Here is a 14,373-nt window from a genome sequence, read left to right on the forward strand (position 1 = left end):
TCCCCTCCCCTCGGCGACCTGGGTTTTTCTCCCCCCCCCCCGCCCCCCCCCCCCCCCCCCTCCCCCCCCCCCCCCCCCCCCCCCCTGTTGACCGCTGTCGGTGGGCTGTCGGTGGGTGTCGGTGGGCTGTCGGTGGTTTGTCGGCAGACCCTGGCACCTTTCTCGGCATGACGCGAATCGACGACAACCCCGCCGGCGGACGCCCCGCCGTGACCGTACGGGGGCTGGTCAAGCACTACGGCGAGACCAAGGCGCTGGACGGGGTCGACCTGGACGTGCGCGAGGGCACCGTGATGGGCGTGCTCGGGCCGAACGGCGCCGGCAAGACCACCCTCGTACGGATCCTGTCCACCCTGATCACCCCGAACGCCGGGCAGGCCACCGTGGCCGGCTACGACGTCGTACGGCAGCCCCGCCAGCTGCGCCGGGTCATAGGGCTCACCGGCCAGTACGCCTCGGTGGACGAGAAGCTGCCCGGCTGGGAGAACCTGTACATGATCGGGCGGCTGCTCGACCTGCCCCGCGAGGACGCCCGCGCCCGCGCCGACGAGCTGCTGGAGCGGTTCTCCCTGACGGAGGCGGCGAAGCGCCCGGCGGGCACGTACTCCGGCGGCATGCGCAGGCGGCTGGACCTGGCCGCCTCGATGATCGGGCGTCCGGCCGTGCTGTTCCTGGACGAGCCGACGACCGGACTGGACCCCCGTACCCGCAACGAGGTGTGGGACGAGGTCAAGGCCATGGTCGGCGAGGGGGTCACCGTGCTGCTCACCACCCAGTACATGGAGGAGGCCGAGCAGCTCGCCTCCGAGCTGACCGTCGTGGACCGCGGCAAGGTCATCGCGAAGGGCGGCATCGAGGAGCTGAAGGCCCGCGTCGGCGGCCGCACCCTGCGGGTCCGGCCGGTGGATCCGCTGCAGCTGCGCCCGCTCGCCGGGATGCTGGACGAGCTGGGCATCACCGGCCTCGCGACCACCACCGTGGACGCCGAGACCGGGACGCTGCTGGTGCCGATCCTCAGCGACGAGCAGCTGACCGCCGTGGTCGGCGCGGTCACCGCGCGCGGCATCACGATCTCCTCCATCACCACCGAACTGCCCAGCCTGGATGAGGTGTTCCTGTCCCTCACCGGCCACCGTGCCGGTGCCCCGCAAGACGCCACGCCCGCCGACGACCGCCAGGAGGTCGCCGTATGAGTACCGCCACCCTGTCCCCGGCCGCCGTGAAGGCGGACACGCCCATCACCCTGCGGGCCCATCTGCGGCACACCGGTGCGCTGATCCGCCGCAACCTGCTGTGGATCCGGCAGGACCCCGAGTCGATGTTCGACGCAATCCTGTTCCCGGTCATCTTCACCCTGCTGTTCGTGTACGTCTTCGGCGGCTCCATCGGGCAGTCGCTGGGCGGCGGCCAGGACCGGTACGTCCAGTACGTGATCCCGGGACTCATGGCCATGATGGGCATGAACATGGCCCAGGGCGTGGGCACCGGGTTCAACCAGGACTTCAACTCCGGTGTCATGGACCGCTTCCGCTCGCTGCCCATCGGGCGCGGCTCCGTCCTCTTCGCGAAGATCGCGGTGGAGCTGCTGCGGATGCTGTTCGCGACCTGCGTGCTGATGGTGGTCGCCGTCCTCGTGGGCTACGACATCGAAAGCTGGAGCGGTCTGCTGGCCTCCGTCGGCCTGTCGGTGGTGTTCGGCTCGGCCCTGATGTGGGTGTTCCTGACCCTCGGCGTGGTGATGAAGAACGCCCAGTCGGTGCAGGCGATGGGCTTCCTCGTGCTGATGCCGCTGCAGTTCGGCTCGTCGATCTTCGCGCCGACCGCGTCGATGCCGGGCTGGCTCCAGTCGTTCACCGACTACAACCCGCTGTCCGCGCTGGCCGACACCGCGCGCGGCCTGATGGAGGGCGGCCCGGTCGCGCACGACCTGTGGGTGACCCTGATCTGGTCCGTGGGGCTCACCGCGGTCATGGCGCCGGTCGCGATCCACAAGTTCCGCACCAAGTCCTGACCCGCCAGAACGGTCAGACCAGGGCGGTGGCCTCCGCGAGGGAGAGGCCACCGCCTTCGGCGTACGCGGCGTCGAACGCCGCCCGGTCGAGCACGGCGAGGACGGCCCCCTCGGCATGGGCGCGCGTCGCCCGCTCGACGGTCGTGGCGACATGGCCCGGGGGCAGCAGCGCGTGGGCGGCGCCCAGGCAGCGGGCGGCATTGGCGGCGTGGCTGCCGCCGTCGGCCTCGGCGAGGGCGGCCGAGGCGATGGTCAGGTACAGGGGCTGCAGCTGCGGGGCGATGGCCAGGGACAGCGGGTCGCGGGCGCGCGCCAGCGCTTGCCGGATCTTGTCCAGGGCGTCCTCGACATGGCCGTCGACGATGTCCACCCAGGCCTCCTGGCCGAGGATGAGGGCGTCGAAGACGACGAAGTGGGCGATGCCGAAACCCTCGCGCAGCAGCCGCAGTTGTTCGCGCGCCTCCGCGACCCGGCCGGTCAGGCAGAGCTGGGAGGACAGGAAGAGGCGGGCCATGGGCAGTGCCTCGCTGTGGGTGCCGTCCGTGCGCGCGATCATCTCGCGCAGCAGGCGCTCGCCCTGCTCCGGCTCGCCCGTCTCCAACAGCACGGCGCCCAGGCGGATGCCCAGCACGGCGGCCTGGGCGCGGGCGCCGAGGCGCTCCGCGTACGCGACGGCCGCCCGGAAGTCGGCGGCGGCCGCCTCGTAGTCGCCCTTGCGCTCGTACGACTCGCCGCGGGCGGAGAGCGCCTCGGCGGCGCCCCAGGCGTCCCCGAGGCGCTCGAAGATCTCCAGCGCCTCGTCGGCGTCGCGGGTGGCGTCGCCCGCCCATTCGGTGCGGTTGGCGAGGATGTTGGCGCGCATCTGCAGGGTGCCGGCCAGCTCCCACTCGAACCCGGGGGTGTCCCGGCAGGTGCGGACGCAGGAGTCGAGGATGCTGCGCAGCCGGTCGATGCCGCCGGTCAGCAGTTCGGCGAAGAACCAGAGCATGCCCGGGGCGCGGCAGGTCTGCGGCATGCCGGGTTCGTAGACCCGGGTGATGGCGCGCATCTTGGCCTGGGCGGCCGGGGTCTGCCAGGTCTCCAGTTCGGTGTCCATGCAGGCCAGATGGGCCAGGTGCAGTCCGCGCCGGGCCTCGTCGAGCAGTTCGCCGGTGTAGGGGGGCGGGATGTCGGTGCAGCGCTGCCACACCGGCGCGGCACGGCGCACCGGCTCCTCGAACGGGTCGGGGCCCAGGGCCATGACCTCACGGCACAGGTTGCGGGCCTCGACGCGCAGGTCGCGCATCTGCCAGTACCAGACCAGGCCGTGGATGATGCAGAGCGCCTCCTGCTCGTCCCGGGCGGCGACGGCGTGCCGCAGGGCGGTGCGCACGTTCTCGTACTCGAGCTGGAGCCGGTCGACGGCGGCGCGCTGTCCGGGACCGCGCAGCAACGGGTCGGTGGTGCGGGTGAGTTCGCGGTAGTACGTCAGGTGGGCGCGTTCGGCCTCGGTGCGGCGCCCGGTCTCGTCCAGCCGCTCGGCCGCGTACTCGGCGACGGTCTCCAGCAGGCGGTAGCGCATCTGGCCGTCGGCCGAGGGGGCGGCCACCACGAGGGACTTGTCGACCAGGGAGCCGAGCGCGTCCAGCGCGACCGGGCCGCAGACGGCCTCGGCGGCGGCCAGGTCGCAGCCGCCCGCGAACACCGAGAGCCGGCTGAGAACGTCGCGCTCGTCCGTGTCGAGCAGGTCCCAGGACCAGTCCACGACGGCACGCAGGGTCTGCTGGCGGGGCAGCACGGTGCGGCTGCCGCTCGTGAGCAGCCGGAAGCGGTCGTCGAGCCGGTCGGCTATCTGGCGGGGCGTCAGCATGCGCAGCCGGGCGGCCGCCAGCTCGATGGCGAGGGGCAGTCCGTCGAGCCGCCGGCAGATCTCGGCGCACGCGTGCGGGTCGTCCTCGACCCGGAAGCCGGGCCGGGCGGCCGCGCCCCGGTCAGCGAGCAGCCGCAGCGCGACCGGCTCGGGCAGCGGTTCCACGGGCCGCACCAGCTCGCCGGGGACGCCGAGCGGTTCCCGGCTGGTGGCGAGCAGGGTCAGCCCCGGGCAGTGCGCCAGCAGGCGTTCGGCGAGCTGGGCGGCGGCCTCGACGACGTGCTCGCAGTTGTCCAGGATCAGCAGCATCCGGCGCCGGGCGCAGTGCTCCACCAGCCGCTCGGCCGGGTCGTCGTGCCGGTCGGCGACGGCGCGCATGCTCTCGGCGCCCGCACCGTGCAGCACGGTCTCGCGGGCGCCGATCGCGGTGAGCACGGCCTGCGGCACGGCGTCCGGGTCGTCCACGGGCGCCAGCTCGGCCAGCCACACCCCGTCCGGGGCGAAGTGCCGTACGGCCTCGGCGGCCTCCTGCGAGAGCCGGGTCTTGCCTGCGCCGCCGGGCCCGAGCAGGGTGACCAGACGCGCCGCCGCGAGGTCGGCGCCGATGGCCTCGATGTCGGGCTCGCGGCCGACGAAGGAGGTGAGCCGGGCGGGCAGGTTGCCGGGCCGGGGCGCGGGTCCCGGGGCCGCACGCGGTGGCTCCTCGCTGAGCAGTTCGGCGTGCAGGGCGCGCAGTTCGGGGCCCGGGTCGGAGCCGAGCCGGTCCGCGAGGAGCCGGCGTACGTCCTCGTAGCCGGCCAGTGCCTGGGCGGGGCGGCCCGCGTCGCGCAGCGCGCGCAGCCGCAGCGCCTGGAGCGGCTCGTCCAGGGGGTGGTCGTCGCAGAGCGCGGCCAGCTCGGGCAGGGACTGCTCGGCGTGGCCGAGGGCGAGCGCGGCGGTGTGCCGGGCGCGCAGGGCGTCCAGGCGGCGGGTCTCCCAGCGGGCCGCCTCGGCGGTGCGGTCGGGCAGGTCGGCCAGCGCGGGACCGTGCCACAGGGCGAGCGCGTCGTCCAGGACGGCGGCGGCCTTGGCCGGGTCGCCGTCGGACAGGGCGCCGAGGCCCTCGCCGGTCAGCCGGTCGAACCGGCCCAGGTCGACGTCGTCGGGGGCGGCGGCGAGCCGGTAGCCGCCCTCGGCGGAGGCGACGGCGTCGGCGCCGAGCGCCCGGCGGAGCCGGCCGACCAGCGCCTGCAGCGCGCCGGTGGCGTCGGCGGGCGGGTCGGCACCCCACACCTCGTCCACCAGCACGCCGGCCGGCACGGTCCGGCCCGCCCGCAGCGCGAGCACGCTCAGCAGGGCACGCAGCCGTGCCCCGCCGACCGGGACGGGCGTGCCGTCGGGACGGAGTGCCTGGGTGGGACCTAGGAGGCGATAACGCACGGGGTCCATTCTCTCCGGAGCCGTCAGCGGCGGTCACCGGGTTCGGACGGCGTGGCGCCGCCAACCCGCGGGGTGGCGTCGGGGGCCCCGGCCGTGGCGCCGGCCGAGGCGTCGGTGGCCTGCGGGGGGACGTCCGCTTCCCCCGTGACGTCCAGCGTGACGAGGGCGCCGACGGTGCGGCGGACCTGCTGCGGGCCCGGGTTCCTGCCGGGTTCCTCGTTCTCGAACCACTTCGGGCAGGTGCCTGCGGGTTCCAGGGTCGGCGCGCCGGGCACCGGTTCCATGCGGTACGGGGACGGAAGGATGACCAGCCCGGGCTCGCCGTCGGTGGGTTCCTGGGCGCGATCCATGAGCTCGCGGATGCGCGGGTCGGTGTGCACCAGGTACCGCTGGTGCACCAGCTCGATGGCGCGGACCCGGCCGACGGTCGCGCGGTCGGGTCCGCCGTGGTTCTCCACCCAGGCCTCGGCACCGTGTCCGGCGTCCCTGCGCCGGTCCTTCCTGCCGTAGGCGACCAGCTTCCAGGCCACCTCGTCGCCCACCGCGAACGGCGTGCCGCAGCACTCCATCTGCCAGTCCTCGTAGAACACCCTCTTCCGTGCCATGGTCCCAGCCTTCAGGAACCGAACGGCGGCCGCGAGACGTTTTCCCCGCGAGTCCCGTGCCGGTACGGTCGGGCTTCCCGACCGTCGACGCCCCTCAGGAGCCCGAACGATGACCACCGTCACCACCCGTCGAGGCGACCGGAGGATCAGTCCCGTCTTCCTCGGGATCGTGGCCGTCACCGCCGTGACCGGCTGGGCCACCTGGACGGGATTCGCCGAGCAGCCGGGCATCGCGGTGTTCCTGTTCGTAACGGCGGCCTGGATCGTCTCCCTGTGCCTGCACGAGTACGCGCACGCGCGCACCGCCCTGCACGGCGGCGACATCACGGTCGGCGCGAAGGGCTACCTGACGCTGAACCCGCTGAAGTACACGCACGCGCTGCTGAGCATCGTGCTCCCGCTGGTGTTCATGATCATGGGCGGGATCGGCCTTCCGGGCGGCGCGGTGTTCATCGAACGCAACCGCATCCGGGGCCGCTGGCGGCACAGCCTGATCTCGGCGGCGGGCCCCCTGACGAACGTGCTGTTCGCGGCGGTGTGCACCGCGCCCTTCTGGCTGCACGCCCTGGACGGCGTCCCCCGCGGCTTCCAGTACGCGCTGGCGTTCCTCGCCCTGCTCCAGGTGACGGCGGCGATCCTGAACTTCCTGCCGGTGCCGGGTCTGGACGGATACGGGGTGGTCGAACCGTGGCTGTCGTACAACGTGAAGCGGCAGGTGGAGCCGTTCGCGCCGTTCGGGCTGCTGTTCGTGTTCGCGCTGCTGTGGGTGCCGTCGGTCAACACCGCGTTCTTCGACGTGATCCACTCGATCCTGCGCGGCCTGGGGATCGACGAGGTCCAGACGTACTGCGGCTTCGACCTGTTCCGGTTCTGGCGGGGGAGCGACCCCTACTGCGCGGTCAGCCCGTGACGGACTTCCGGTCGGCCGCGCCCCGGCCGCGCTTGATGTAGTACCAGGTCATGTTGGACGACAGGCCCGCCAGCAGCACCCAGACGATCCCCAGCCAGCTGCCCTGCACGAACGAGACGACCGCCGCGGCGGTGGCGAGGATGCAGACGATCAGGGTGTAGAGGGCGATGCGGGGCATGAGGGGTGGCTCCTGTCGGGGGACACTGCTACGCCGACCAGTGTCCCCCATGGGCTCATACGTCCGTGACGCGGAGCCCGGCGTGTGCCTTGTACCGGCGGTTGACGGAGATCAGGTTCGCGACCAGCGACTCGACCTGGTGGGCGTTGCGCAGGCGGCCCGCGAAGATGCCGCGCATGCCGGGGATGCGCCCGGCCAGGGCCTGGACGGTCTCCACGTCGGCCCGCGCATCGCCGAGCACCATCACATCGGTGTCGATCTCCTCGATCTCCGGGTCCTGGAGCAGCACCGCCGACAGGTGGTGGAAGGCGGCGGCGACCCGGGAGTCCGGCAGCAGGGCGGCGGCCTGCTGGGCGGCGCTGCCCTCCTCCGGCTTCAGCGCGTAGGCGCCCTGCTTGTCGAAGCCCAGCGGGTTCACGCAGTCGACGACGAGCTTGCCGGCCAGTTCCTCGCGCAGGGACTCCAGGGTCTTGCCGTGGCCCTCCCACGGCACGGCGACGATCACGATGTCGCTGCGGCGCGCGGTCTCGGCGTTGTCGGCGCCCTCGACGCCGTACCCCAGCTCCTCGGCGGCGGCCCGCGCGCGTTCGGCGGCCCGCGAGCCGATGATCACCTTCTGGCCGGCCCGGGCGAGCCGGTAGGCGAGGCCCTTGCCCTGCGGGCCGGTGCCGCCGAGCACGCCGACGACCAGCCCGGAGACGTCGGGCAGGTCCCAGGGGTCCTTGGCGGGGGCCTTGGCGGGGGTCTGTGCGCTGTCGGTAGAGGTCATGGGCCGACTCTACGTCCGTGGGGCGGACGGCACCGGGTCAGGTGAGCCGCGTCACGGGCAGTCGGCGGAACGTGATGGTCTCGTAGGCGCTGAAGTCCCCTGTCTCGTAGAGGAGTCCGACCGTGCTCCGGTCGACGCGGACCAGGTCGGAGTAGGCGGCGGGCAGTCCGTCGACGGTGAGGGCCTTGCGCCAGGTGGTGCCGCCGTCGCCGGAGGCGCGGACGGTCATCAGGGCGCGGGCGGCGGGGTCGGCCGGGGCGGAGAAGAGCAGCAGGTCGGGATCGCGGAGCTGCAGGACGGAGGCCTCGCAGACCGGGGCGGTGAGTCCGGCCTGCGGGCGGAAGCGCTTCACGAGCGTCCGGCCGCCGTCCCCGGAGTGGGCGTCGGCGCGGTTGCCGGGGGACGGGGAGTCGTTGCGGGTGTTGAAGTAGACGCGGCCGTCGGGGAGTTCGGCGGCGGTGGTCTCGTTGACGTTGATGTAGCCGTCGGTGTTGTCGTCGAGGTAGCCCAGGTACCAGGTCTCGCCGCGGTCGTCGCTCAGCAGGCAGTGGCCGCCGTTGTACTTGGCCTCGGCGCCGGTGTCGGTGCCGGTGGGCGGGAGGGTGTGGTTGCCGGGGACCAGGACGCGGCCGGAGGTCAACTGGAGGGCGTGGCCGGGGGTGGTGGCGTACCAGCGCCAGCCGGGCTTCTTCACCTGTCCGGTGATCTCCTCGGGCCTGGACCAGGTCACCCCGTCGTCGTCGCTGTGCCGCACCCACACCCGGCGGCCGTCGGCGTCCTTGACCTGGCCGCGCAGGATCGCCGCCTCGGTGGCCGTGGCCGCCGCACGGACGTGCACGAGCAGGATCCGGCCGGTGTCGAGGACGACGGGGGCGGGGTTGCCCGCGAGGTTCCCGCCGTTGCTCGCGGCGACCTTGAGCGGCCCCCAGGTGCGGCCGCCGTCGGTGGAACGCTTCAGCACGATGTCGATGTGCCCGTGGTCGGCGGCGGAGCCGACCCGTCCCTCGCAGAAGGCGAGCAGCGTGCCGGTACGACTCGCCACGACGGCCGGGATACGGAAGCTGGCGTACCCCTCGTGGCCGGCGCGGAAGGGGACGGTCACGTCGGTCATCAGGTGGGCTCCTCACACGGACGGGGACGGGCCGTCTACATCCCCGGGTCGGGCGAATTCGGGGTGAACTCCGCGTCACAAGTCACCGGTTGGGGCAGGATGCCGTCGCATGGACGCCGTACGGGTCGCGCTGCTGCGCGAAGTGCTCGCCGGGACCGAGTGGTTGGGGGCCACCAGGCGGTTCGCGGGGGTGCTGCGCGGGTCCGTGGTGACGCACGGGGGCGGGCTGCTGCTGGTGGGCACGCCCGACTACGAGCCCTGGCACCTGGCTGCGCATCTGGTGGACGAGGCGGCCTGGTCGGGCACGCCCGAACTGGCTCCCACGCTGGTACGACACCACGCGCGCCCCTCCGATCCCGCGCACCTGGCCGTCGGACCGGGCCGGATCGAGGAGGCGCGGCGCGGCGAGACCCTGCTGGTGGTCGCCCCCGAGGAGCCCGCGGAGCTGCTGGAGCGGGTGCACGCGGCACGCCGGGCCGGGGTGACGGTGCTGGCGCTGGGCGCGGACGGGGGTGAGCTGGCGGCGATGGCCCACGACGCGCTGGCCGTGCCGGACGGGGCGGAGCTGGACCTGGACAGCGTGCAGCACCTGGTGAGCGCGGCGGCGGGCGAGAACGGGGGTTCTCCGAGGGTTCGGCGGGGGTTCCGGGACCGTCTGTCGAGGCTGGCGGAGATCCTGACGGCACCGCCGGCTGCCCCTTGGTGACTTTCCCACCCGCCCACCCGACTCGGTCGGCGACCTGTCTTCGGCAGAACGGCAACAGCCGACCGAGACCGCCGAGCGGGTGGGAAAAGCGGTTGCCGGGCACCGAGGTCGAGCGGAGCATGCTGCGGTGCCCGCACTCCTCCCCGACCTCGCCCCCTGGAAGGCCTCCGCCGACTTCCGCAGGCTGTGGGCCTCGGGACTGATCAGCAACTTCGGCAGCTTCCTGACCTTCGTCGCCCTGCCGGTCCAGCTGAAGGACCTGACCGGCTCGGCGGCGGCCGTGGGCGCGATCGGCGCCGTGGAACTGCTCCCGCTGATCGTCTTCGGCCTGTACGGCGGCGCCCTCGCCGACGCCCTCGACAAGCGGCGGCTGATCGTGTGGACGGAGGCCGGCCAGGGCCTGCTCAGCGCCGCCCTGCTGCTCAACGCGCTGCTCCCCCGCCCGGCCGTATGGCCGCTGTATCTGGTCGCGGCGCTCTCCTCCGCCCTCGTGTCGGTCCAGCGGCCCGCCCTGGACTCCCTGCTGCCCCGGATCGTCGCCCACGAGGACCTGCCCGCCGCGGCCTCCCTGAACTCGCTGCGCTGGACCGTCGGCGGAGTGGCCGGCCCGGCGGTCGCGGGCGTCGTCGTCGCCTACGCGGGCCTCGGCTGGGCGTACGCCGCCGACCTGCTGACCTTCGCCCTGTCCCTGGCGTACGTCGTCCGTATCGCCCCCTCCCCCGCCGCACTCCCCCACTCTCGGCTTCGCTCGAGCGGGGGGACCCCCACCGCGGCCAGGCCGGACCTGCGGGCCGTCGCGGAGGGCGCCCGCTACGCCTGGAGCCGCAAGGAGCTCCTCGGCACCTACGCCGTCGACCTGGCGGCGATGTTCCTGGCGATGCCGCTCGGGGTGCTGCCGTTCCTCGCCGACGAGCTGCACGCCGAGTGGTCCCTCGGTCTGATGTACGCGGCCTTCCCGCTGGGCGCGCTGCTGGTCGGCGTGACCAGCGGCTGGACCTCACGGGTGCACCGCCACGGCCGCACGGTGGTGCTCTCGGCCGCGCTGTGGGGCCTCGCGGTCACGGTCGCGGGCCTCGTCGGCAACGTCTGGCTGGTGCTGCTGCTCCTGACCGTCGCCGGCGGCTGCGACATGGTCAGCGGGGTGTTCCGGGGCGCGATGTGGAACCAGACCATCCCCGACGAGCTGCGCGGCCGCCTCGCCGGCATCGAACTTCTGTCCTACTCGATGGGTCCGCAACTGGGCCAGGTCCGCTCCGGCGGCGTCGCCGCGTGGGCGGGCGTACGGACGTCCGTGTGGTCGGGCGGGCTGCTGTGCGTGGGCGCGATGGGACTGCTGGCCCTGTGCCTGCCCGGGCTGATGACCTACGACGCCCGTACCAACGAGCACGCGGTGCGGCTGCGCGAGCGGCGGGCGGCCGCCGCGCCCACCGGGGTGTGATCAGTCCTCGTCGGCGTCCTGGCCTCGCGCCTGGGCGTCGTGCCAGCGCGGATCGGTGTCCCACTCCAGGTTGCGCTCCTGCGCGGTCTCCATCGCGTGCTGCGCCTCCTGCGGGCTGGTGTACGGCCCGAAGCGGTCCTTGCCCGGGCAGTCCGGGCCTTCCTCGACCTTCTTGTGCTCCAGGCAGTAGTACCACTCGCCCGGCTTACCGACGGTGCGCTTCTTGAACAGGGGCATGACCAGCTCCTCTCGCCACCGACATGTTCCCCCAACTCCGCCTGGATAGACTCGCTGGCATGTCTGGCCAGTCACTGCTCGTACCAGGGGAGCTGTCTCCCACCCGTTCGGTACCCGGGAACGTCCGCCGCCCCGAGTACGTCGGCAAGCCCGCGCCGACGCCGTACACCGGACCGGAGGTGCAGACCCCGGAGACCATCGAGGCGATGCGCGTCGCCGGCCGCATCGCCGCGCAGGCGATGGAGGAGGCGGCGCGGATCATCGCGCCCGGCGTCGCCACGGACCAGCTGGACAAGGTCGCCCACGAGTACATGTGCGACCACGGCGCCTACCCCTCCACGCTCGGCTACCGCGGCTTCCCGAAGTCGCTGTGCACTTCGGTGAACGAGGTCATCTGTCACGGCATCCCGGACTCGACGGTCCTCAGGGACGGCGACATCGTCAACCTGGACGTCACCGCGTACATCGGCGGGGTGCACGGCGACAACAACGCCACGTACCTGGTCGGGGACGTGGACGAGGAGTCCCGGCTGCTGGTGGAGCGGACCCGGGAGTCCCTCAATCGGGCGATCAAGGCGGTCAGGCCGGGACGGCAGATCAACGTCATCGGCCGGGTCATCGAGTCGTACGCCAAGCGCTTCGGCTACGGGGTCGTACGGGACTTCACCGGCCACGGCATCAACTCGTCCTTCCACTCGGGCCTGATCATCCCGCACTACGACAGCCCGCACGCGACGACCGTCATGCAGCCCGGCATGACCTTCACCATCGAGCCGATGCTGACGCTCGGCACGCACGAGTACGACATGTGGGACGACGGCTGGACGGTCGTGACCAAGGACCGCATGCGCACGGCCCAGTTCGAGCACACGCTGGTCGTGACCGAGACGGGTGCGGAGATCCTCACCCTGCCGTAGCCGGCCGCCGCCTCCCCGCGAAGCCCGCCCCGACCCCGGGGCGGGCTTTTCCGTGCGCGCATCCACAGCCCCTCCGCCTCCTTGATGTTTTTCCGACAGCCTGTCGGTAAACTTACCGACAGCAGGTCGGCAAACCGAGGAGAGTCCATGGAGTCGTTCTCGACCGTGATCCGCACGGCGTCCCACGAGCAGCACGTGGAGGCGGAGACGTCGACGTTCATGAGCGACCTGCTCGGCGGCCGGCTCGGCGTGGCCGCGTACGCGCGCTACACCGAGCAGCTGTGGTTCGTGTACGAGGCGCTGGAGAGCGCCGCCGAGCGGCTGGCGGCGGACCCGGTGGCGGGGCCGTTCATCCGGCCGGAGCTGCTGCGGCTGCCCGCGCTGGAGCGGGACCTGGCGCATTTGCGGGGACCCGAGTGGCGCTCGGGCCTGTCCGCCCTGCCCGCGACGCAGGGGTACGCCGACCGGGTGCGGGAGTGCGCCGAGCGCTGGCCCGGCGGGTACGTCGCCCACCACTACACCCGTTACCTCGGCGATCTCTCCGGCGGCCAGATCATCCGTGACTGGGCGGAGCGCGCGTGGGGCTTCGCGAAGAAGGGCGACGGAGTCCGTTTCTACGTCTTCGAGGGCATCTCCAACCCTGCCGCGTTCAAGCGGAGTTACCGCGAGCTGCTGGACGCGGTCGACGCGGACGAACTGGAGAGGCAGCGGATCGTGGCGGAGTGCAAGCGGGCGTTCGCCCTGAACACCGGGGTCTTCCGGGCCCTGGGCGAGGAGTTCCCGCTCAGCGCGTGAGCGCTCGCCCTAACGCTCCAGGAACACGCGCCCGCCGATCTCCACCCAGCCGTGCGGCTGCGGAGCCGTCAGGATCTGCGATCCCCTGCCCTGCGTGATGTTCAGCGCCCGGCCCAGCCGGTCGGTGAGGAGCAGGGCCGCCGCGCCCGTGGCTTCGTCCTCCTCGATGCCGTCGCCGCGGCCGGGGAAGGCGCGGGCGCGGACCCGGCCGGCCGCCTCGTCCTCCCAGGCCCAGGCGTAGATCCTCCCCCGGACTTCGTCCGGGGGGACCCCCATCTCGCTTCGCTCGCCGGGCGGGGGCACGGGCAGGGCGTCGACCTCGGCGGCGGTGGCGTACTGGCGCAGGGTGCGCGGCGGGGCCCACTCCGCGCGGGCCTCGATCCAGCTGAACTCGCCGTCCAGGCGGGCGCCCACCACTCCGGCGGGCGTGACCAGTTCGGGCACGTCAAGCAGCCAGGCCGCGCCGACGCAGGGGTGACCGGCGAAGGGCAGGCGCAGAGTGGGCGTGTAGATGTCGATCACTCCGCGCTCGGGGTCGTCCACGAACACGGTCTCACTGAAGCCGAGCTTCGCCGCGAGGGCCTGCCGGTCACCCCGCTCGGGCAGCACCGAGCCGTCACGAACGACACCGAGTTCGTTGCCGTACCCACCGTTCGGCGCACAGAAGACGCGAAGCACGTCGTAATCAGTCACTCCGAAATTGAAACATCGTCGCCCCGGCGAGCACGTCCCAGGCGGGGGCGCCGCCGGGGAGCGGCCAGGAGCGAATGTCCGACGGGTCGCGCGGGAGGCCGGCCATGGCGCAGCCGTAGCCCCGCTCCAGGGGCGTTCGGCCGTCGTCGGGGTGGCAGGGTGTGCCGCGAGGCGTTCCAGGCGGTGCCGGTGGCCCTCGGTGAGGGTTGCCGCGTCCCGGCGCCACAGCTCCTCGTCCCGCAGCCGGGTCAGGACCGGACACTCCGGTGTCCGCCTCTCCGCCAGTGCGGCCACCGCACGGTCGTGACCGTCCAGGATCAGCCAGCCGTCGAGGAACGGCACCCACCACAGCAGGACGGGCGCGAGCGTGCCGTCACGGGCGTGCTTGCGGTACGCCTCCCGCGGGGCCTCGGGCACGGAGAGCCTGCGCAGGGGCAGGATGCCGTGCCGGCCGCCGCCGCAGTAGAGCTCCAGGCTGCCGCCGGGCCACTCACGGACGAAGTCGGCGGCCCAGATCGGCAGGGGGATGGTCGTGCGCACCGCGAGCTGCCGGCGGCCGTCGTACAGGGGCGTCCCCTCGGCCCGCTCCAGCCAACGGGCGTACCGGTGCGTCCAGTCGACGTCCGATCGCATGTCCGCCGCACGGATCGGGGGCAGCGGTGAGCGGTAGCCGTCGCGGCGGTGCAGCCGCAGGTCGTGGCAGCAGCCCTCACCGGTGAGCCCGCCGAGCAGCAC

14 protein-coding genes are annotated in these 14,373 nt (G+C 73.0%); 7 read left to right on the forward strand and 7 right to left on the reverse strand.

Annotated features, from left to right (window positions below; all coding sequences use genetic code 11):
* Positions 1–167 precede the first annotated feature (167 nt).
* A complete protein-coding gene (locus AC07CM_RS02805) occupies positions 168–1,193 on the forward strand; it encodes an ATP-binding cassette domain-containing protein (RefSeq protein ID WP_478874524.1) in 1,026 nt (341 codons plus the stop codon).
* A complete protein-coding gene (locus tag AC07CM_RS02810; RefSeq protein ID WP_478874525.1) occupies positions 1,190–2,011 on the forward strand; it encodes an ABC transporter permease in 822 nt (273 codons plus the stop codon). The genes AC07CM_RS02805 and AC07CM_RS02810 overlap by 4 nt, the downstream gene beginning before the upstream one ends.
* Before the next feature lie 13 nt (positions 2,012–2,024).
* Here AC07CM_RS02810 and AC07CM_RS02815 read toward each other — a convergent pair whose 3' ends face one another.
* Together AC07CM_RS02815 and AC07CM_RS02820 are read right to left on the reverse strand one after the other, a co-directional pair.
* Positions 2,025–5,288: an AfsR/SARP family transcriptional regulator gene (locus AC07CM_RS02815; RefSeq protein WP_478874526.1), complete on the reverse strand. Its 3,264-nt coding sequence runs from the start codon at positions 5,286–5,288 to the stop codon at positions 2,025–2,027.
* Positions 5,289–5,302: 14 nt separating this feature from the next.
* Entirely contained in the window at positions 5,303–5,884 is a 582-nt protein-coding gene (locus AC07CM_RS02820) for a DUF6578 domain-containing protein (protein ID WP_478874527.1), read from the reverse strand.
* 109 nt (positions 5,885–5,993) lie between these two features.
* Here AC07CM_RS02820 and AC07CM_RS02825 point away from each other — a divergent pair, with 109 nt between their 5' ends.
* On the forward strand, positions 5,994–6,794 hold the full coding sequence (locus AC07CM_RS02825) for a site-2 protease family protein (RefSeq protein WP_478874528.1): 801 nt from the start codon (positions 5,994–5,996) through the stop codon (positions 6,792–6,794).
* Here the strand turns inward: AC07CM_RS02825 and AC07CM_RS02830 are convergent.
* The 3 genes from AC07CM_RS02830 to AC07CM_RS02840 are packed head-to-tail and all read right to left on the reverse strand — an operon-like array spanning position 6,784 to position 8,852.
* Positions 6,784–7,023 (reverse strand): hypothetical protein, encoded by a 240-nt coding sequence (locus AC07CM_RS02830; protein ID WP_478874529.1) that lies wholly within the window; start codon positions 7,021–7,023, stop codon positions 6,784–6,786. The genes AC07CM_RS02825 and AC07CM_RS02830 overlap by 11 nt on opposite strands.
* 4 nt (positions 7,024–7,027) lie before the next feature.
* Complete coding sequence (gene npdG / locus AC07CM_RS02835; protein WP_478874530.1) at positions 7,028–7,741, reverse strand: NADPH-dependent F420 reductase; 714 nt, start codon at positions 7,739–7,741, stop codon at positions 7,028–7,030.
* A 37-nt stretch (positions 7,742–7,778) separates the two neighbouring features.
* Positions 7,779–8,852 carry a sialidase family protein gene (locus tag AC07CM_RS02840; RefSeq protein WP_478874531.1) on the reverse strand — a complete coding sequence of 358 codons (1,074 nt, stop codon included), beginning with the start codon at positions 8,850–8,852 and terminating at the stop codon, positions 7,779–7,781.
* Positions 8,853–8,961: 109 nt separating this feature from the next.
* Between AC07CM_RS02840 and AC07CM_RS02845 the strand changes: the two genes are divergently transcribed.
* Entirely contained in the window at positions 8,962–9,558 is a 597-nt protein-coding gene (locus tag AC07CM_RS02845; RefSeq protein WP_478874532.1) for a hypothetical protein, read from the forward strand.
* Positions 9,559–9,685: 127 nt separating this feature from the next.
* Positions 9,686–10,996, forward strand: a complete 1,311-nt coding sequence (locus AC07CM_RS02850) for an MFS transporter (protein ID WP_478874533.1) — start codon at positions 9,686–9,688, stop codon at positions 10,994–10,996.
* On the opposite strand, the gene AC07CM_RS02855 is transcribed toward AC07CM_RS02850, so the two are convergent.
* A complete protein-coding gene (locus AC07CM_RS02855; RefSeq protein ID WP_478874534.1) occupies positions 10,997–11,233 on the reverse strand; it encodes a hypothetical protein in 237 nt (78 codons plus the stop codon).
* A 59-nt stretch (positions 11,234–11,292) separates the two neighbouring features.
* Between AC07CM_RS02855 and map the strand changes: the two genes are divergently transcribed.
* On the forward strand, positions 11,293–12,150 hold the full coding sequence (gene map, locus AC07CM_RS02860; RefSeq protein WP_478874535.1) for a type I methionyl aminopeptidase: 858 nt from the start codon (positions 11,293–11,295) through the stop codon (positions 12,148–12,150).
* Between the two features lie 147 nt (positions 12,151–12,297).
* The gene (locus tag AC07CM_RS02865; RefSeq protein WP_478874536.1) at positions 12,298–12,945 is read left to right on the forward strand and encodes a biliverdin-producing heme oxygenase; all 648 of its coding nucleotides are present in this window, start codon (positions 12,298–12,300) and stop codon (positions 12,943–12,945) included.
* A gap of 9 nt (positions 12,946–12,954) precedes the next feature.
* Here the strand turns inward: AC07CM_RS02865 and AC07CM_RS02870 are convergent, their stop codons facing one another.
* Positions 12,955–13,638, reverse strand: coding sequence for a PhzF family phenazine biosynthesis protein (locus AC07CM_RS02870; protein WP_478874889.1), 684 nt, complete (start codon positions 13,636–13,638; stop codon positions 12,955–12,957).
* Positions 13,639–14,373: the final 735 nt, after the last annotated feature.

The organism is Streptomyces sp. NPDC044061 (genome assembly GCF_056434305.1).

Bases quoted from the DNA above. Each gene is read 5' to 3' on its own strand.
- AC07CM_RS02805 (WP_478874524.1), top strand. From the start codon at position 168: ATGACGCGAATCGACGACAACCCCGCCGGCGGACGCCCCGCCGTGACC.
- AC07CM_RS02810 (WP_478874525.1), top strand. From the start codon at position 1,190: ATGAGTACCGCCACCCTGTCCCCGGCCGCCGTGAAGGCGGACACGCCC.
- AC07CM_RS02815 (WP_478874526.1), bottom strand. From the start codon at position 5,288: ATGGACCCCGTGCGTTATCGCCTCCTAGGTCCCACCCAGGCACTCCGT.
- AC07CM_RS02820 (WP_478874527.1), bottom strand. From the start codon at position 5,884: ATGGCACGGAAGAGGGTGTTCTACGAGGACTGGCAGATGGAGTGCTGC.
- AC07CM_RS02825 (WP_478874528.1), top strand. From the start codon at position 5,994: ATGACCACCGTCACCACCCGTCGAGGCGACCGGAGGATCAGTCCCGTC.
- AC07CM_RS02830 (WP_478874529.1), bottom strand. From the start codon at position 7,023: ATGGGGGACACTGGTCGGCGTAGCAGTGTCCCCCGACAGGAGCCACCC.
- npdG (WP_478874530.1), bottom strand. From the start codon at position 7,741: ATGACCTCTACCGACAGCGCACAGACCCCCGCCAAGGCCCCCGCCAAG.
- AC07CM_RS02840 (WP_478874531.1), bottom strand. From the start codon at position 8,852: ATGACCGACGTGACCGTCCCCTTCCGCGCCGGCCACGAGGGGTACGCC.
- AC07CM_RS02845 (WP_478874532.1), top strand. From the start codon at position 8,962: ATGGACGCCGTACGGGTCGCGCTGCTGCGCGAAGTGCTCGCCGGGACC.
- AC07CM_RS02855 (WP_478874534.1), bottom strand. From the start codon at position 11,233: ATGCCCCTGTTCAAGAAGCGCACCGTCGGTAAGCCGGGCGAGTGGTAC.
- map (WP_478874535.1), top strand. From the start codon at position 11,293: ATGTCTGGCCAGTCACTGCTCGTACCAGGGGAGCTGTCTCCCACCCGT.
- AC07CM_RS02865 (WP_478874536.1), top strand. From the start codon at position 12,298: ATGGAGTCGTTCTCGACCGTGATCCGCACGGCGTCCCACGAGCAGCAC.